This is a genomic window from Mucilaginibacter sp. P5_A6 (assembly GCF_056400585.1).
Genome location: NZ_JBFUKZ010000030.1, coordinates 36,903 through 55,993, shown reverse-complemented (window position 1 = coordinate 55,993; position 19,091 = coordinate 36,903). Strand labels below are relative to the sequence as shown.

18 protein-coding genes are annotated in these 19,091 nt (G+C 44.0%); 7 read left to right on the top strand and 11 right to left on the bottom strand.

What is annotated here, in order from left to right:
* Positions 1-4: 4 nt before the first annotated feature.
* Positions 5-1,501, bottom strand: coding sequence for a Y-family DNA polymerase (locus AC1DO4_RS24910; protein ID WP_477420351.1), 1,497 nt, complete (start codon positions 1,499-1,501; stop codon positions 5-7).
* A gap of 3 nt (positions 1,502-1,504) precedes the next feature.
* Positions 1,505-2,227 (bottom strand): ImuA family protein, encoded by a 723-nt coding sequence (locus AC1DO4_RS24905; RefSeq protein WP_477420349.1) that lies wholly within the window; start codon positions 2,225-2,227, stop codon positions 1,505-1,507.
* 73 nt (positions 2,228-2,300) lie between these two features.
* Between AC1DO4_RS24905 and AC1DO4_RS24900 the strand changes: the two genes are divergently transcribed.
* A complete protein-coding gene (locus tag AC1DO4_RS24900; RefSeq protein WP_477420347.1) occupies positions 2,301-2,546 on the top strand; it encodes a hypothetical protein in 246 nt (81 codons plus the stop codon).
* A 432-nt stretch (positions 2,547-2,978) separates the two neighbouring features.
* Here the strand turns inward: AC1DO4_RS24900 and AC1DO4_RS24895 are convergent, their stop codons facing one another.
* From AC1DO4_RS24895 to AC1DO4_RS24855, 9 genes are all read right to left on the bottom strand, one after another.
* On the bottom strand, positions 2,979-3,575 hold the full coding sequence (locus tag AC1DO4_RS24895; RefSeq protein ID WP_477420346.1) for a hypothetical protein: 597 nt from the start codon (positions 3,573-3,575) through the stop codon (positions 2,979-2,981).
* On the bottom strand, positions 3,572-5,716 hold the full coding sequence (locus tag AC1DO4_RS24890) for a xanthine dehydrogenase family protein molybdopterin-binding subunit (protein ID WP_477420344.1): 2,145 nt from the start codon (positions 5,714-5,716) through the stop codon (positions 3,572-3,574). Before AC1DO4_RS24890 ends, AC1DO4_RS24895 begins: the two co-directional genes overlap by 4 nt.
* Entirely contained in the window at positions 5,713-6,189 is a 477-nt protein-coding gene (locus AC1DO4_RS24885; protein ID WP_477420342.1) for a (2Fe-2S)-binding protein, read from the bottom strand. The genes AC1DO4_RS24890 and AC1DO4_RS24885 overlap by 4 nt, the downstream gene beginning before the upstream one ends.
* A gap of 490 nt (positions 6,190-6,679) precedes the next feature.
* Positions 6,680-7,099 carry a DUF1801 domain-containing protein gene (locus tag AC1DO4_RS24880; protein WP_477420341.1) on the bottom strand — a complete coding sequence of 140 codons (420 nt, stop codon included), beginning with the start codon at positions 7,097-7,099 and terminating at the stop codon, positions 6,680-6,682.
* Between the two features lie 108 nt (positions 7,100-7,207).
* Positions 7,208-7,786 carry a YdeI/OmpD-associated family protein gene (locus AC1DO4_RS24875; protein WP_477420339.1) on the bottom strand — a complete coding sequence of 193 codons (579 nt, stop codon included), beginning with the start codon at positions 7,784-7,786 and terminating at the stop codon, positions 7,208-7,210.
* 39 nt (positions 7,787-7,825) lie between these two features.
* Positions 7,826-8,383, bottom strand: coding sequence for a DUF4256 domain-containing protein (locus AC1DO4_RS24870; RefSeq protein WP_477420337.1), 558 nt, complete (start codon positions 8,381-8,383; stop codon positions 7,826-7,828).
* 5 nt (positions 8,384-8,388) lie between these two features.
* Positions 8,389-8,787 (bottom strand): DoxX family protein, encoded by a 399-nt coding sequence (locus tag AC1DO4_RS24865; protein WP_477420335.1) that lies wholly within the window; start codon positions 8,785-8,787, stop codon positions 8,389-8,391.
* Positions 8,788-8,793: 6 nt separating this feature from the next.
* Positions 8,794-9,261, bottom strand: coding sequence for an SRPBCC family protein (locus tag AC1DO4_RS24860; RefSeq protein ID WP_477420333.1), 468 nt, complete (start codon positions 9,259-9,261; stop codon positions 8,794-8,796).
* A 6-nt stretch (positions 9,262-9,267) separates the two neighbouring features.
* Positions 9,268-9,591, bottom strand: a complete 324-nt coding sequence (locus AC1DO4_RS24855) for an ArsR/SmtB family transcription factor (protein WP_477420331.1) — start codon at positions 9,589-9,591, stop codon at positions 9,268-9,270.
* Positions 9,592-9,837: 246 nt separating this feature from the next.
* On the opposite strand from AC1DO4_RS24855, the gene AC1DO4_RS24850 reads away from it, so the two are divergent.
* The 6 genes from AC1DO4_RS24850 to AC1DO4_RS24825 all read left to right on the top strand — a co-directional run bounded on the left by AC1DO4_RS24850 (position 9,838) and on the right by AC1DO4_RS24825 (position 19,090).
* Positions 9,838-10,425, top strand: coding sequence for an RNA polymerase sigma-70 factor (locus tag AC1DO4_RS24850; protein ID WP_477420329.1), 588 nt, complete (start codon positions 9,838-9,840; stop codon positions 10,423-10,425).
* Between the two features lie 59 nt (positions 10,426-10,484).
* Complete coding sequence (locus AC1DO4_RS24845) at positions 10,485-11,558, top strand: FecR family protein (RefSeq protein ID WP_477420327.1); 1,074 nt, start codon at positions 10,485-10,487, stop codon at positions 11,556-11,558.
* A gap of 222 nt (positions 11,559-11,780) precedes the next feature.
* Positions 11,781-15,128 carry a SusC/RagA family TonB-linked outer membrane protein gene (locus AC1DO4_RS24840; RefSeq protein ID WP_477420325.1) on the top strand — a complete coding sequence of 1,116 codons (3,348 nt, stop codon included), beginning with the start codon at positions 11,781-11,783 and terminating at the stop codon, positions 15,126-15,128.
* Positions 15,129-15,139: 11 nt separating this feature from the next.
* Positions 15,140-16,588, top strand: coding sequence for a RagB/SusD family nutrient uptake outer membrane protein (locus AC1DO4_RS24835; protein ID WP_477420323.1), 1,449 nt, complete (start codon positions 15,140-15,142; stop codon positions 16,586-16,588).
* Between the two features lie 33 nt (positions 16,589-16,621).
* Positions 16,622-17,314 carry a fasciclin domain-containing protein gene (locus AC1DO4_RS24830; RefSeq protein ID WP_477420321.1) on the top strand — a complete coding sequence of 231 codons (693 nt, stop codon included), beginning with the start codon at positions 16,622-16,624 and terminating at the stop codon, positions 17,312-17,314.
* An 81-nt stretch (positions 17,315-17,395) separates the two neighbouring features.
* Entirely contained in the window at positions 17,396-19,090 is a 1,695-nt protein-coding gene (locus AC1DO4_RS24825; protein ID WP_477420319.1) for a glycoside hydrolase family 28 protein, read from the top strand.
* Position 19,091 lies beyond the last annotated feature (1 nt).

Below are 19,091 nucleotides of genomic sequence, written 5' to 3'. Positions count from 1 at the left end.
TGATTTAAGCGAAATAGCCATGTAAAAACCATTGCGCGTCGCCGCCGTCATAATGCCCTGATCGAAAGACCCAGTAACGACAGCCCTCGCTGTCCTCTACCACATAATAATCCCGGTGTTCGCCGCTGTCCTGCCACCATTCCCGGCCAATACGTTCGGGGCCGTCCGCTTTGGCGATGTTGTGCCGTTTGCCATGATGTACAAAAACTTTTGGCGGATGATCCGGCACAAGTGCCATCACCTCGATCAGTTCTGGTGTTTGCAGTAGACGGATCGGTCGTGGTAGTTCCGGCCAGGCGCATTGCGGAGTTTCGGTCAAAGAGGTAGCCAGTTTGACCGAACGCTCCGGCCAATGGTGTTCGGCAGGTAAATAACGGTGGATGGCCCCGGCACCCACCTTACCGGCTATACGGTCGAGCAGTTCAGCAAGGGCATTATCCGCCAGGCCTTTGGCCTCGGCCCATAATTGTTCCTGCACGGTTTCCATATCCTCGGTACGCGGCGCTTCCAGGATAAACAGCTCAATACCTAAAGCCGGTTCGATCTTATCAATTTGTAATTTGAACAGCCGCATCAGATGTGAGACGCTATGCGAACCTTTGGTGGTGGTAATCCCCACTTGTACCTTGCGGCCGTCGATGCGGTGGCATTTCAAAATCGCTTTGCGGATGCCTTTTCCTTCTTCCTGTAAGCGCCGGCAAAGCATTGCCAATAGATTTTCTATCGCAATTTCAATACCCGGTACGGTCCGGATCGGTTCCATCGAGGGTAAACGCTCGGCATAAGGCACGGGTGGCAGCAATATCTCCCGGTATTCTTCCGCTTTTCCCAAAGCCTGGTCGATCCGCAATAACAAACCCGTTCCGAAACGGCGGCGCAAGGTTTGCGGCGGGATCTCCAGTAAAGGGCCAATGGTTCTAAAGCCAAGCTTTTGTAAGCGTTCCAATACTGCTGGTTCCAATCGCAAGGCCGCGGGCGGCAACCCTGCAATAGCTTTAGCTTGTTCGCCCGAAGCGATAATGGGGCGCTTCGCTGCAAAGCGCGCTACCGCCCAGGCCGCGCCCGGCGTATCGGCAATCGCCGCCCGTGCATCAAAACCCCCGGCCCGCAGCTTCAATACCAGTTCTTTTAAGTAACCACGTTCGCCACCCCACAGATGCGCACAGCCTGAAATATCCAGTATTAACCCGTCCGGCAGGTCCAGCGAAACCAGGGGCGTGTAACGGATACAGCCTAAGCCGATTAAATATAATAGTTTGGCTGCCTGACCGGGCGTATCATCGATAGTAATCAGTTCGGCCACTGCGGCCCGCGCATCGGCTACCGCCATGCCGGTAAAAGCGCCCTCTTTTTCTGCCAACGGACTGGACGCCGTAATTACAATTTTATTTTTGACCGGAGCGGCCAGCACAAAAGGCAGGTCTTTCAGTTCGGGCCGCCGCCGTGCCAGCCCGTCCGTCAGCAAGTGCCGGAACCATATCGCCATAAAACGCTTTTGCATCACTCAACCCGCCTGCCTTTCTTTCTGGTGAATGACTTCCTGAACCGGGACAAAATGCCCGTTCCGCCATTCCAGGATATAGCTGCCCGTTTGCCCGTTACGCACTTTCAGCAGATCGACCTGCCAGCGCAGGAAACCCAAACCCGGCAATCCGTTCAATTCGGTACTCGGTAAGGACCGTACCTGCCAGCGCGCGGCACAAGCGGTCGAATTGAGTTTGGTGATGGCATTACGCAGTACAAAACCCGTTACGCGGCTATTTTCCACGGCTCGCTGAAAGCGTTGCGATTGTTTAAAATCCATCTCCCGCAATTCACAAACCACCGCGGTCAGGCCCGGGCATTTCAGCGCTTCTTCCATCACCCACAACGTGTCTTTGTCTTTATGCAGACTAATAAAAATAACCTGGTGCGGCTGTACCCCAAAAGCAGCCAATGCCGGCGCATACAACCGCCGCGCCCGCCCGATCCAGACACAAACGCCGCCTTGCCGCATCAACGCGGACAAAATACCCGTCACCAAACCACCCGAAGCCGCCGCCTGCTCACTGCTGGCGCAAACCAATTCATGCACAGCACTTTCCGGAAACACACCGTTTGGAAAAGCACTCTCCAATAGCCCCAGACCCAACCGGCTGCGCTGCCCGCTGACGGGCGGCCTATAGCCTTCCCATTGCAAAATATCCTTTTGCAGCCTCTCGATCAGTTCTCTTTTCGCTCCGGCCATATCCTGTAATTTGGGACAACAAAGTTATGCTAAAAATATTAGCATTTTACAAATTATTTCTACATTTGTTTTTATGAACGCGTGGTTAAAAAGAAAAAATGGCCCTGATGAAGTGGTTAGTGTTATCCCCGATACGGGATGTAGGGATGCAACGCTGGTCTATGGTTTATATACGGCTTATGAAAATGCGTATTTGGGCCGGATTTTGTTTGATGATCAAGGCTATCGGATCTATGATGGCAACGAGTTGACCGTGGCCGAGCAAGAGCAGTTAGGTAAGTTTATTCAGTATAATATGGAGGTTTTATGGAGCAGTTGAGTTTTTTTGCGGAGGCAGGACAGAGCAAAGGATTGCCGGCGGAATTATTGGAATATCATCCTGGTTTTATTGATGAACAGACCAGTAAACTACCTTATCCCACGACCATAAATGGCTGACTGCTACTTATACCAGGGAAACGGGGAACCTCTGGACCAATCCGGAACGGACCTGCCAGCATGCCGACCCGGCTGTTAACCTCGGCCCCGGTGAAACAAAAACACTCGAATTAAAGACTTTTATCATAAAAGGCAGCCTTGGCCAGTTGCTGGCCTTAGTCGATCAGGAAATGAAAACACGCTAAACTTATTAAAAAAAAAACTTTGAAGTATGGCTTGTTTTGGTATAAATGTACTTGTACATTGTCCGGTTAAAGCAAAGCTGATGGCGCTATGGTCCAATATTTTACGATCTTTATTTTGCAAAGATCCATTATTTAGCAGGGGCATAGGCTCCCGTAGTGAGCCATGTTATCCATGCTTTTTTGAATGCTGCATGGCTCATTGGCGGAAGCTTGCGGCCTTCGCCCGGGTTCCAGCCAGATAACACCAAGCCATCATCAGCGTGTGCTATGAGTTTTTTCAGGTCTTTATGGCCGTTTTGTTTTGGATCGATCAATTGCTTAGCCAATTGTCGCGGCGTTCTGCCCTGGAAAATCATCTTCATATCGGCCGGCGGTAAATGCCAATTGGGGTTGCCCGGTGGCGTATGCTGGCCTGGCGTGTTGGCTGGTTGATGACAGTTGGAACACTTCATGGCATAAACACCTTTACCATCAATACCCCTTTGAGGCGACATGGTATGCGGATGGCTATCGTCGCCCTGCAATGGAATGTTTCCTGAAGGGTGGCAATTCATACAACGGGCACTCATTAGTACCGTATACACCTGCTTGAAGGCTTTGACAGAGGCGACACTATCTTTGATGATCATCGGGCCAGTGACTGATTTAGCATCGTCGGCCTTAAACGATAATACCGCTAAGCCTGCGATAAATAACGTAAGACTGATAAAAATTAATTTCTTCATGCCTGGATTAGTTTATGGTTCATGATGGGCAAGTTATATATCCGTTTACCGGTGGCCGCAAAAATGGCATTGACAATAGCCGGTGCGGTAGGTGGTACAGCGCATTCACCTGCACCACCCATTTTCTCGTTGCTGTCAGCAATAAACACGTTTATTTCCGGCGACTCATTCATCCGTGCAATACGGTAATCATAAAAATTGTTTTGCTGTACTTTGCCGTTTTCCAGCGTTATTTCGCCATATAGGGCCATGGTAAGACCGAAGATGATACCACTTTCCATTTGCGCTTTTACACCATCGGGGTTAACGGCCAAACCGCAATCTATAGCGCAATCAATTTTATGTACGCGTACCTGCCCATTATTAATACTAACCTCGGCAATGACGGCTACGTAGCTGCCAAAAGCCTCATGTACGGCAACTCCTTTATACCGTCCCTGGAGTGCCGGTTTTTCCCAGCTGCCCTTATCGGCAACCAGGTTAAGTGCTGCCAGGTGGCGGGGATGATCTTTAAGCAGCGTACGGCGGTAATCTACCGGATCACGACCTGCTGCGTGTGCCAGTTCGTCCAGCATGGTTTCCATAACGTATCCTGTATGGGTATTCCCCACAGAACGGAACCAAAGGATAGGTACTACTTCTTTGGTGGTATGCAGTCCTATGTAATGATCAGGTATCCCGGCAATATAAGGTGATCCTTTAACCCCTTCTACAGATGTATCATCTATCGGCGGTGGTGGCCCAAACATTGGGGCGCCAGCCATAATAGATTGCCCTACCAGGTTGTGCTTCCAGGCAACAGGCAATCCCTGCTCATTTAAACCAACCTTAACATCATGCACACAAAACCCGCGGTAATAACCACCCTTCATATCATCTTCGCGTGTCCATACCATTTTCACCGGCTTACCACTGGCTTTGGCAATATGAACGGCTTCGGTCACAAAGTCGGAGGTTGGCGTAGCCCGGCGACCAAAACCGCCGCCCAGGAAAGCAACATTTATCTTTACCTGTTCAGGCTTCATGTTCAATATTTTAGCGGCAGCTGCCTGATCAACTCCAGGCAACTGCGTTCCGGTCCATATTTCACAGCTATCTTTTTGCAGGTTTACGGTGCAATTCATAGGCTCCATAGGGGCATGTGCCAGGTATGGGAATACGTATTGAGATGAAATTACTTTGTTTGCTTTAGTTAAGCCCGCTGCGGCATTTCCTTTTTGCTGGGCCGCCAGTCCATCGGTAGCTGCCAGCTTCTTATATAAATCAGTTTGTTTGGTTGTGAATAAATCAGCACCGGTTCCGTTATCCCAGGTTACCAGCAGGGCCTTGCGCCCCTGCTGTGCCGCCCAAAAATGATCGGCGATTACTGCAACACCCGTTGGGATCTGTACCACCTGTCTTACACCGGGAACGGCCTTGGCTTTGGAAGCATCATACGACTTTACTTTGCCACCAAAAACAGGTGCGTGAGCTACCACGGCGGTTAGCAAGCCCGGAAACTGGATATCCATACCAAACTTAGCTTCTCCATTAGTTTTCACGGCCGCATCCATGCGGTTGGCGCCTTTGCCAATGTATTTCCATTCTGTTTTCGGCCGTAAAGGAACCTTCTCGGGAACAGGTAATAGTGCGGCTTCTGCTGCCAGTTCGCCGTAGGTATATTTCTTGTCTCCGGCAATAACAAGGCCTTTTTCTGTTTTGCAATTCCCGATGGCAACTCCTGAGCGTTTAGCCGCCGCCTGTGTTAGTAATATGCGGGCGGTTGCACCTGCATTGCGGTACCTGTCAAACTCCGACCAGGTGGAACTGGAGCCACCGGTGATCTGAACACCGTAGATCGTATGGTTATAAGCTTTGCTGACACCACTGTGTTTAATGGTTATCTGGTTTAAATCTACATCCAGTTCATCAGCCAGGATCATCGGGAGCGTGGTCCAGATGCCCTGGCCCATTTCTACGTGGCTGAGAATAACCGTAATGGTATTATCGGTGGCAATGTTTAAAAAAGCATTCGGTGCGAAGCTCGCGTCCCCAGCTGTTTTACCCAGCGTTGCCAGTTTATTGGCCTGTGGTATGGTAAATGAAATGAGCAGTCCTCCGCCCAAAACGGCACCTGATTGTATAAAGCTACGGCGGTTCATGATTTTACTCCTTCCCGCTGCAATTTCGCAGCTTTATGGATAGCGGCCCTTATTCGCGGATAAGTACCGCAACGGCAAATATTGCCAGACATGGCATCATCAATATCCTGGTCAGTAGGGTTGGGGTTCTCCCGCAGCAATACCGCAGCCGACATCAGTTGTCCCGACTGGCAGTAGCCGCATTGCGGTACATCAAATTCGGCCCATGCTATTTGCAACGGGTGGTCATTACCCTTTGAAAGTCCCTCGATGGTTGTCACCTGCTGCCCGGCAGCACGGCTTACTTTGGTTACACAGGAACGTACGGCTTCACCGTTCAGGTGAACAGTACAAGCGCCGCATTGCGCTACGCCACAGCCAAATTTGGTGCCGGTGAGTCCTAACAGATCACGAATGACCCAAAGCAGGGGCATATTAGGATCAGCATTCACCTCCTGCTGCTTTCCGTTAATAGAAATGGTTAACCTATCCATATGTATAAGTTTTTGGAGTACATTGAAATACATAATAAAGATAGGCAATTGATAATGCAATAGATTACAATATTCAAACCAAAAAGTACAATATTCAAACAAATTGAGCGTGAATTTTCGTAGAGGAAAGGCATGCGATTTATCTATCGTTAAATACAGTAAAAACGATTGTTTTTGGGGATCCAATCACATCCAATTTTTTATCCGGCAGGTAACTTCAAATCAGCGGCATCCGGATTTTCAGATCGCTCCACTCGAATGATAATAGGAAAGCTCCGGAGATTAGTGACTACGTTTTCTTCGCCTTTAAAAATGGGAATAAGGTGCGTTACGCGTTATCATGAGCCAGTGATGATGGCAGCTCACGGTAGGCATCGGTCTGCTCCTGATTTGGCAAAATTTAGCAGGGCCAGGTAGATTTCTGCCAAAACGAGGTTCGAGCGGCTTTCAGGGCAGACATATCCTCTAATTTATTTTGAAAGGAGCTGCCTCATTTATCAAAGTATCCTCGTTTTAATGAAGCATCTATTATTTCCTTCAGAACTTTCAAATCGATATCCTCCAACTTATTTATGTAGAGGCAACCAACACCAGTTTTATGCTTCCCCAGCTTTTTAAGCGCAGCGGCATACTGCTGGTTAATATTTCCGCTGATGTATAACGACAGATTCGCTTTACGGGGAGCGAAACCTATCCGGATCCAATCCACTTCTCTACCGGTGGCGGCGCTTTTTATTCTTACATTCCCAAAACCGATGAGTGAACTGCCCCACATTGTCGGCTCTTCCCCGATTGCTTTTTTCATCATTTCCAAAATCACAAAACTATCTTTTCGTTTTTGTTCACCCTCAACGCTATTGATAAATTCCTCAACACTTGCGGAAGTTGGTTTTGTTTTTATTTCGGCCATTTTGATTATTATTATGTTTGATACTGGTTTCGCATTTTCAGTGCACAATGAAGGGGAGCTTTTAAAAAAAACTGAGGTTATGCCGGATTTATTTTCTCATCGAATTTACTAATCATTTAACCCCTTTCCATTAAGAATTTGCGGAATATGTTTTTCAACCCTTGCTTCCCGGGTTTTGGATTGTTTGGGTGCAGAAAAATGTAGCATGTAAGCTCTTTGCCGTCCTGGTGTTAATGCATCAAAAGCGGTTTTCAGGGCAGGCATCTCCTCTAATTTATTTTGAAACTCTTCGGAAACTGCGAATTCTGCAGTCTTTTTTAAATCCACTTTTAAACCGGCTTTTTCCACTTCAATGGCTTCAAAAATATAGGCTTTCAGGATCGGTTTCATCTCAATTATTTCCCCAACATTGGTGAACCTGATCTGGCGCGCCGCCTGCACATTCTCCGTTTGTTGGATCAGGATACCATTAGCATCATTTAACAAGGCGCCTTTGAAAAACAAAAGCGCACAGTATTCTTTAAACACATGTATTAACACTATGTTACTTGTCTGAAACGTGTAACAAGGAACACCCCACTTCAATTCTTCGGTTAGTCCACAGTCAAGAACGATCATTCTCAATTGTTCAATTTCTTCCTGCCACGTTTTGGCTTTGTTAAAATAAAAATCAACCTTAGGATTCATGATACTCTTGGTCTTAGTTAATTAACTATCAATAAAAAATTAAACCTTTAGCGAGCCGCGGAAACCCCTGGCGGCGTAATAGGATTCTGCTCCGTTATGATAAACAAAAACAGTGTCGTACCGACGATCGCAAAAGATAGCCCCGCCAAGTTTCCTGATATCGGCGGGAGTTTTTATCCAGCTGGATGTTTTTAAATCGAACTTTCCAAGTTTCTGCAACTCCCGGTATTGTTCTTCCGATAAAAGCTCAATATTGATGGCAGCTGCCATATCAATGGCGTTATTTTCTGGTTTAAATTCTTTCCTTGCCTCATGCGCTTCGCGGTCGTAACAAAGACTTCTGCGGCCTTTAGGACTTTCGGCTGAACAATCAAAAAAAATGTATTCGCCTGTTTTTTTATCATAACCAACAATATCCGGTTCGCCGCCGGTTCTTTCCATTTCATTTAGCGACCACAATTTTTCGCTATTAGTTTCAAGTTTTGCTTGTACATTAGCCCATTCAAGACCATCATGGCGGCTCATATTTTTCTCAAAACGAGCTTTCAATACTTTGAGTAGTTCTTCACGTTGTTCTGCTGACAATTTAGGATTCATGTTATTTATTTATTAAAGTTAACTGAAATAATTTTTCTTTCACCGGGCCTGAAATACCACGATACCATAGCAAGGATCAGCAATAACAACGAAGGAAATATTTCATTAACGGGATTTCCAGATGCTATGTGTGAAAATATCGCTCCCGACATGGCAAAGAAAAAACCGGCATAAGCCCATTCCTTCAGTAAAGCCAATTTAGGAATAAGGACTGTTACAACCCCTAAAACTTTCCAAACGCCTAATATTGTTAAAAAATAGACAGGATAACCCAAATGCGTTATACTATCTACTCCTCCAGATCCCGCTTTCGCTTTGAATAACTGTACTGCTCCGGTTGATAGCATTCCTAATGCAAGCCAGATGGTAGAAACCCAATAGATAATTTTGTTTCGCTTTGTCATAAGGTGTTATTTTAATTTGCTTACTATGTTTTGTAATCGGTTATGTGCCATATTCATGCCCTGGGCAAAAGGTAGTTGCAGCATCCGGTCCCTGTCTGCAACTGATTTATATACTATATGTATATTGAGTTTGCTTGTATCATGAGTGAGGTGTTCAAATTCCAGGAACTCAAGCTGAATGGGAAAAGTTGTGTTCTCCATTTCAAATGTCCGTGTGATTTTCCGGTCGGGAACAAATTCGTGGATTACTCCATTGGCCCGGAATACCACATTTCCCTGAGCATCTGTGGTTTCAAATTGCCAGCCGCCGTGCTTTTTATTTTCGAGTTTCAGCACTTTCGTCCCCATCCATTGCTCAACAATTTCGGGCTCTGCATAAGCTTTAAATAGTAATTCCAATGGCAAATCAAATTCCCTGGTTATTACTAATTCCTGTTTGCCATCTTCAGCATCGATCTTTGTTTTTCGTTCCATATTATATTATTTTTTTGATTGGTAGTTTTTCATTATGGTTTCCAATTTATTAAACCTGTCATCCCACATGTTGCGGAATGGTTCAATAAAGTCTGCTATTTCTTTCATTTTTTTTGCGTTACTATGATAGTAAATCTCCCTGCCGTTTTGGTCTTGTTTAAGCAATTCGCACTCGGTTAGTATTTGCAGGTGTTTTGAAACTGTGGGTCTTGCTGTGTTAAAATTCGAGGCTATTGCACCTGCTGTCATGGATTGCGAAGCTACCAACAGCAGTATAGCCCTTCTTGTCGGGTCGGCTATGGCTTGAAATACGTCTCGTCTTAAGTTCATCGTGTAGCTATTTGACTACAAATATAAATGTAGTTATTTAACTACGCAATTTTTTTTCGTGATTTTTTTAAGAGATTATTTTGCGTGGTGTTAACCTAAGGCATTGCACAATAGTGCAAATTGTAAAAACAGGTTAGTAATAAGACATTATAGTTTACTTCTGCCTTGTTTTTCTCCACTAAATTTAGCGTAACTAATTATAAGCATTTCCCAACCGCAAATGCGCATATCAAAACCTAATGAAAGATGTTAAATATTGACATTAAAGATCTGTTATTAAAAGTTGCGCATGATAATGATCTGGCATCCTTTAAAAAGATTTATTTTTTATATTATGAAAGACTGCTAAAATTAGCCTGCTCATTTGTGAGATTGACAGAGGTGGGAGAGGAGATTGTGGATGACGTATTTGTGAAAATATGGTCAAACCGGGCCCGGCTAACCGAAGTGAGCAATTTAACGGTTTATTTATATGTAGCCGTTAAAAACAGGGCCATCAATTATAATTTAACAAATCGCATAACCTGCGTTGATATAGAATCTGTTAGTTTTGAGCTTAAGGATATGAGCGGTTCTGTTGAGGATGTGTTAATTACCGATGAACTTGCAAAAATTATTAATTACACCATTCAACGGTTACCTGATGAATGCAAAATAGTATTTAAACTTGTTAAAGAGGATAGCCTCAAATACCGGAAGGTGGCTGAGATATTAAATATCTCTGTTAAAACCGTTGAATATCATATGAATAACGCCCTGAAAAGAATAGCCGCTGCAATTTCTGCCTCACCAGATCACCATAAAAGAGCAATAAAAAAAGCGTCCTCAAATTAATTTCATTTTTTCACTGGGGTGTTTTCATTTTCTCCTGTCCTTGTTACTGAAGCAAAAAAATGGATCAGGACACTATTTGGACACTTGTTGGAAAAAAACTTAATAATGAGGCTACCCCCGAAGAGCTTCGTCAGCTACATCAGTTGCTAAAACAGCCCTGGGCTGATGTTTATTCCATTCAGATATTGGAGGCTATGTGGCGGCAAAATCCCAATCAGCCGCCCCGTTTTATTCCATATAAACTTCAGCAAAAATGGGACAAACTCGAAAGTAAACTCGAAGCTGGTGATACCCAGGATGATACTTTTCAAGGCCCTGCGAACGAGGCAGACCTGCCAGTTGGCACTATGAGGCTAAGATTTATTCCGGCGCTTATGGCAGCGGCCGTTTTGGTTTTTGGCCTGCTGTCTTTTTTCTATTGGAAAAATTACTCCGGTAGTTATAATGTTAAAAACTACCAAATTACAGCGGCGAGAGCAAATGTCAGCAAGATTGTATTGCCTGATGGTACTAAGGTTTGGCTTAATGCCGGCAGCGAAATTTTTTATAAAACAAATTACGGCAGCAAATACAGGGAAATACGCTTAACCGGCGAAGCTTTTTTTGACGTTGTGAAGGATGCTGAACATCCGTTTATTGTAAATACTGCTACAATGCGCATAAAAGTACTGGGCACTGCCTTTAATGTTCGTTCTTATGCAAATGATAATGTTTCTGAAACATCACTAATCCGGGGAAGAATAGAATTAACCACAACTTCGGGATCCGATCACCGGATTATATTAAAACCCTCCGAAAAATTAACCATTCTTAACAAAAAAGGGTCTCATAGCAATGAAGGCGATGCCCTTATTACCCTAAGTACCCTGCATACCACAAAAACCGATTCTTTGCCATCAGAAGCGCAATGGCTGGAAAATAAACTGGTATTTGATAATGAATATTTTGATGAGGTTGCAAAAAAAATGGAAAGATGGTATGGTGTTTCCATCTCATTTAAAAATACTCAGTTAAAGGAAAAAAGATTTAGCGGAAAATTCGCAACAGAGTCGCTAAGTACAGCTTTGGAGGCGCTTAGGGCAACCAGCAATTTTAACTTTTTGATAGATAATAAAGAGGTGGTTATTTACTAACCCAAAATGTTTAACCTAAAAATATGCGTATGATAAAATTTGAACCATAAAATTATTAAACCAAAAAAGCGGAGAATGTTGTCGCATTCCCCGCAATAATTGGTACCACAACTACGAGTCTTCTTAAACCAATAATTAAAGTAACCTAAATACTAAATTATGAAAAAAAATGCTTGCCGCATAAGTAATATGCGGTTGCAATGCCTATTAAAAATATTACTCATGACAAAGTGTATCCTAATCCTGATAATTATATCTGCATTTCAGGTTTTTGCAAAAGGCTACGCCCAGGATAAAGTTAATATTAACCTCCATGATGTTTCCATAAAAAAAGCGCTCACTGAAATTGAAAAAACAAGCAGTTACCGTTTTGTTTATAATGATGATGCCTTAAATGCAAAGCATATTGGTAATGTGATCCTTAATAATGCTTCGATAAACGAGGTAATGGACATATTATTAACTAAAACAGATCTTATATATAAACTGGGTAGTAACAACCTGATTATAATTTCTGACAAAAGATTACAGGTGCCTATACAACCCGTTACCGGGCGGGTAACGGATAATAAAGGTGGTCCGCTACCTGGTGTAAGCATAAGAATAAAGGGCGCTCAAACAGGGGTTATAACTGATCCTGACGGGAAATTTACAATCAATGTGCCGGATAACAATGCCGTGTTGATGTTCTCGTTTATCGGCTATGTTTCAACTGAAGTAACGGTTGGCGACCGCAAAACCATCAACGTGATACTAAAGGAGTCAGCTACCGACCTAAACGAGGTAGTGGTAACCGGTTACGGTCAATCGGTAGTAAAGCGCGATTTAACCGGGGCTATATCAACGGTTACCGCCAAGCAGATTGAGGAACGCCATCCTATCAACCTGATTGATGCTTTACAGTCGCAGGCATCTGGCGTACTGGTAATAAACGATTCGGGCGAGCCTGGGGCAACCGGCTCCATCCAAATACGCGGCGGATCAACCTTTTCAAGCGCGGGTAACTCACCTCTGTTTGTAATTGATGGTATTTTAAGCCAAAGCGCGGATAATGTGAACCCTAACGACATACAATCTATTGAGGTATTAAAAGATGCCGCGTCGGCGGCTATTTATGGTTCACAGGCTGCCAATGGTGTTATATTAATAACCACTAAACGGGGGCAGGCCGGTAAGCCGCTTATTAACGCTCAATATGCCCGCATTTTTGGTGTAATGGCTCACAAGCTGGAGCAGCCAAATTCACAGGATCTGCGTGTTGAAAGAAATTTATATAATGGTAACAGTCCCGATAAACCAACTACCACAAACGATTCATTAAATGTGGTTTTTAACTCAGACAATGATAACCAGAGCGTAATTACCCAAACAGCCAAAAGAGATATTCTTGATTTTGGTGTTAGCGGAGGCGAAAAAAGTGTTCAATATTATTCAAGTATAAGGTATATTAATGATGAAGGTTTGATAGTTAACAGCTACTCAAAAACACTGCAGGCCCGTTTTAATTTGGATTACCAGGTGTCGCCAAGGTTTAAATACAGCAACCGTTTATCCTTTGGTTATAATACCAACAATAACATTAATGAGGGTAATACCATTAACCAGGCATTTCAGCGGCCGTCAAATTTAGCTTTGTATTATCCAGATGGTACCTTAACCGGCTACATTAGCGGGCGCCGCAACCAGTTATCGGTAGCCTTGCTCGAGGTTAATGTTACCAGTACGTATACCGGCGATTTGTTTAACCAGGTAGATTATACCATTAGTAAAGATTTGCGTTTAACCAATAACTTTGATTTTGGTTTATCAACGCCGCACAATGTTTTCTTTGACCCTAAACTATTGAGCAGCGCCAGCCCCACGGTTAATTCGGGGAGGGAAAGTTTTGCCCTTAACACCAACTGGGCATACCAGGGATTTTTAAATTATAATAAAACATTTGGCCAAAACCATTCCATATCTGCTGTGGCAGGGGTAAGTGCCGAGAAAACGCAGAACAATAGTTTTAAAATAGCCGGGTCGAACTCTGCCAACGAAACTATCTACACTTCAAATGTGTATGGTATTATTGACCAAACCAATACTGGTACCGATGCCGGATCAACCAGCCGCGAATCATTTTACACCCGCGTAGGTTACAACTATAAAAGCCGGTATATATTTAGTGCGGTTTACCGCAGGGACGGTTCATCAAAATTTGGTTCATCCAATCAATTCGGTAATTTTTATGGCTCATCTGCCGCCTGGCGTTTCTCCGACGAATCGTTCATGGACTGGTCAAAAAAATTCCTGGGCGATGCCAAGTTGAGAGTAAATTATGGGCAGGTGGGTAACGATCGTATCCCGGCCAACTCCAATTTGTTAATCTATACTTTTGGATCGTCCTTTTACAATGCGGTAAACGGGGTGGTTTTAAGTAACCAGTTCGGAAACTCGCAATTAAAGTGGGAAAGCAATATTCAGAAAGGCCTGGGGTTAGATCTGCAATTCTTTAATTCCCGCCTGAATATAACCGCCGATTATTATCAAAAGGTAACTAAAAACCTGCTTTATCAGCGCAATATCCCCGTGGAGACGGGCTTTACTACTGTATATGTAAATGTTGGCGATGTTACCAATAAAGGATGGGAGTTTTCTGTGAACGCAACGCCTGTTGCCAGTAAAAAATTCACCTGGAATATTAATGCCACCTTATCTGTTGAGCGCAATAAGGTCAAGAGCCTTTACAATCATCAGTCATTTTTGGCTACCTCGGGAGGCGCTACCTACCTGGTTCAGGAGGGTGGAAAGATCGGCGATTTTTACGGATATAAGGGACAGGGGGTTTACCAGTACGATGCATCAAATGCTTATGACGGTAATTGGAACAGGCTGACCCCGGTAGGCGTTTCTGCCGATGGTAAAACTGCTTCGGGCTATGTGCTGAATGGTAACACCTATACAGGTACCGTGCACCATATGTACGCGGGCGGCGCTTTACTGCTGGGCGGCGATATGATATTTGACAATGTTAAAAAGGATAGTGTGATTGATGCTAATGACCGGCAGATAATTGGCAATGCGCAGCCGTCATTTTATGGAGCCATCATTAACACGTTTACTTATAAACAATTTAGTTTATCGTTTACGCTTAATACCACCTGGGGCGGCGAAGCCTATGATAGTCCAAGGCAAACATTAAATAACCTGGCTACATCAGGCATTGTTGCCGATAACAATACTACTTATAATTCATGGAAACAGCAGGGGGATATTACAAATATACCCTACATGGGCCGCAAAAACTCAACCGCGAATTTTCCGGGCACGCAAACCAGGTTCCTGGAAAATACTTCGTTCATCAGGCTTAGTTATGCAAAGTTCACCTACAACCTGCCGGCAAAGATAGCCTCGCGCATTAAACTGAAAAATATTGGGGCTTATATGTATGGCGCAAACCTGCTCACCTGGACAAACTACTCCTGGTACGACCCTGAATTTTCTTCAAGCTCGGCCTTAACGCCGGGTAATGATAGTGGCCGTTATCCACGCAGGCGCGAATTTGGTTTTGGAATAAATGTTAATTTCTAATGAATTTAATCATGAAAAAAATATTAAATGTTGCTTTTTTGATGCTCTCCATTTCGTTGTTTAGCTGTAAAAAGCTGTTGGAACAGCCTCCAAAAAGTCAGCTGGCAAGTAGTAAATTTTGGAAAACATCTGATGATGCCAAGGCAGGTATAGCGGGGATATATGATGGAATTCAGGATATGTTTAACACCCAGTATATTTATTGGGGCGATGGCCGGAGCGATAATCTTACTTTTCACCCTACCTATAATGATGGCCTGCCCCTGGCAATAAACGTATTAACGCCTACCACCACCGGGGCCGATTGGACGCTGATATATGCTGCAATAGGCCGGGCTAATTTTGCCATAAAATATATCCCTGCTATTGAGGGTATTGATCCTGTTTTGTCAAAAGACCTGCAGGCGCAAGCTTTGGGAATAAGGGCATATTGTTATTTCTGGCTTATAAGGCTTTGGGGAAATGTACCTGTATGGACAGAGCCTTATGAAGATCTGAATACAGATCCTTACAAGGGTGTAACACCCGCGGCAGATATTGTAAAAAATGTTATCCTGCCCGATCTGCTTAAGGCCTATGACCTGTCTGACCACACAGCCGCGGTAGTATGGAATTTAAATTCAGGTGGTATTGCAGCCATGTTAATGGATGTTTACATGTACAACCATGATTATACCAATGCTTTGTTGTGGTGCGACAACCTATTCAAGCTAAACCGCTATAGCCTGGAAACTACTGCTAACTGGAAAAATAACTTTATCGCCCCAACAAATACCAAAGAGAACATCTGGAGTTTAAACTGGGATTTTACGGTTGATGGCGGCAATAAAACCTCGCAGGAGATAGGGGCCGGTGATACCAATAGTGATTTTGCTGTCGATCCTCCGTTGTGGGCATACTATACCACAACAACCGCTGATATCAGGGGTGCTCAAAGTATTGATTTTAAGGTAAACAATCACGATAAAATATTAAAGTACTATGCGCCCAACCTGGATAAGAACGGTAATCAGATTTATCCTACCTCCCCGCAGGCAAATCTGTATTTTCCACTATATCGCCTGGCTGATATTTACCTTTTACGGGCCGAGGCATTAAACAGAACAGGCGACCTGGCCAATGCGCTGCTTTACCTGAATAAGGTACATACCCGGGCGGGCTTGCCAGCCTACCAGGCAAGTGATTTTGCCAATGCGGATGCTATGCTTTATGGCAGTCCTGTTAATGCCAACGGAATCTTGCGGGAAAGACAGCTGGAGTTTTTCTGCGAAGCTAAACGCTGGTTTGATTTGCAGAGGAATGACATCGTCATCAGCACGATGGATCCGGTGATTAAGACCAGGCAATTGTTAAAAGGGTTTCCGTCTACCGGTTTTGGCGACCCAAGAAAGGTATTCTGGCCCATCAATCAAAACGTATTAAACGCCAATACCAAACTAACTCAAAATCCACCTTATTAATCAATCAGATAGCATTTTAAAAAAAATATCAAAATGAAAAAGATAAAACAAACATGTTTATGGTTTGCTTTTGCAGGCCTTGTAATAAGCATGGTCGGCTGTAATCTGGCTGGATTAAAATTACAGGAAAATGCTGATTATCATCCCTATGTGCTGGATCCGCATATTGATAAAACCACCTGGCAGTATATTAAGGACCGCAGTTACAATTTTGCCGGCAAGGATACCATTTTTAAACTGATGCGGCAGGCTATTGAGTATTCGGGGATAGATACAAACCTGTATATTAAAACCAATTGTACATTTATACTATTGCATAACGATGCCATTTACAGAACAACCCTGGTGAATAAAGTACCCACTATAACTGCTGATTGTTATTGGGGGAAATACCTGGTAAATGGTGTGCCAGGCAAAAAGTGGAGCGATTACCCTAAAGAACAGGTAAAAAACTACCTGTTGTATTTAATTGTTCAGGGAGCATACTCATTTAATAATTTAACGCCCGGCAACGTGATTGCCACTACGCTTCAGCCATTAAATTATGATCCGTTAAATCCCACCTCGGTGATGACACTGCGTGTTAACGACGATCAGAATTTTACCATGCGGTTAAATGATTTCTCAAATTCTGTGGGTTATGTAAGTGTACGAACAAGCAATATTTTGCCCGTAAACGGCGCCATACAGGTAATTGACAGGGTACTTTTCTATCAAACTAAATAATACTAACCTACTTTAACTCCTGTTGCGGCGGGTTTTTCCCGTCGCAATGGGTTATTTTAACAAACTAAAATTGAGTAACTGATGATAAATCCGGATGATAAAACAGTATCCCGTCGCAATTGGCTGGGAGCAATGGGTAAGGTATCTATAGGTACAGGCTTAATGGCTTTTACATCAAATGCGTTTGGTTCTGAGCGATCAAATTCGATAGAAAAAACAGGCAACGATACAGGTGCACGCATTTACAACATCCGTGATTTTGGAGCAAAAGGCGACGGAAAAACACTGGATACAGCAGCTGTGCAATTGGCAATTGATACCTGTAATAAAGACCATGGTGGTACGGTTTTGGTACCCGCGGGTGTATTTGTTATTGGAACCATTGAGTTAAAAAGTAATGTTACACTGCACATAGTTGCACAAGGGAAACTGTTAGGCAGCGCCGATGGCAAACAGTACCACGCCAGTGACGTTATTCCACTTGACAGCGGGTGGACAATGAACGATGGGAATGTGGGGCTGATATTTGCTGTCAATGCCGATAATATTACAATTGAAGGCAATGGTATTATTGACGGGCAGGGCGCGCAATTTCGCAGTGATACCAAGGGCGTGTTACCTCCGGCTGGGATTACAGGTAATCATCGCCCATACCATTTACTTTTTTATCAATGTAAAAACCTAACTGTTCGTGATATTTCGCTCATTAACAGTGCTTATCATTCGGTGCGGGTTTGTCTTTGCTCTTATGTAAAACTCGAAGGGTTATATATTCGCGGTAAGGTGGTGCATAATAACGATGGCTTTCATTTTATTGGCAGTACCTATGTGCATGTTAGTAACTGCGATGTACAATGCCAGGATGATGCCTGCGCTTTATTTGGCAGTTGTAAGTTTGTAACCATATCCGATTGCTCCTTTAGCACCCGATGGTCGGTGTTCCGTTTTGGAGGCGGCGAGGCCGAAAATATCACCGTTTCTAATTGTCTTATTTATGAAACCTATGGATGCCCTATAAAAATGCGTTGCTCGCCCGGATCAAGGTTTGAAAACATTTCATTTTCAAACCTGGTGATGAAGGATGTAACAGGACCCATTTCTATAGGCCTGGGTAATGTGCGGTCATCAAGCGAGAACAAAGAAATTGCTACTCCCGGAATTATCCGGAACATTTCTTTTAATAATATTCACGCCACAGTAGTAAAACCAGTTCCGCTTCGCGATGCGGAGTTCGCGAGCAAGTATAACCCGGGTGAGATATTTTCATGCGTTGTACTGAATGGTGTGGATAAGGGATTTTTAGAGAACATTTCCTTTAATGATGTACATATTACTTTTCCGGGTGGTGGCACAGTTGAGCACGCAGCGGTAAGGGATGTTCCAAAAATTGCGGGAGAATATTACCAGATCGGTATTCCGCCGGCCTACGGAATATATGCGCGCAATGTGCGTGGATTAACGCTTCACAATATCCGGTTAACAATGGCCAGCCCGGATATGCGACCGGCTTTGATCCTGGATAACGTAGAAGACGTTGCCGTGAACGGCTTAAGCGCACAGGGACAAAAAGATGCCGAATCGTTATTGCGTTTCATTAACACACGTGATGTTTTAATAAGTGCCCTGCGTGTGCTAACTCCCGTGGCAAATGTGTTACAGGTAGAAGGTAAGGAAAGCCATAATATCAAGATAGATGGCGGTGATCTTTCAAAAGCCGATAAGCCATCTATACTTGCTGCCGGGGCTTACGCGCAGGCAGTACGGTTACGGGATTAGT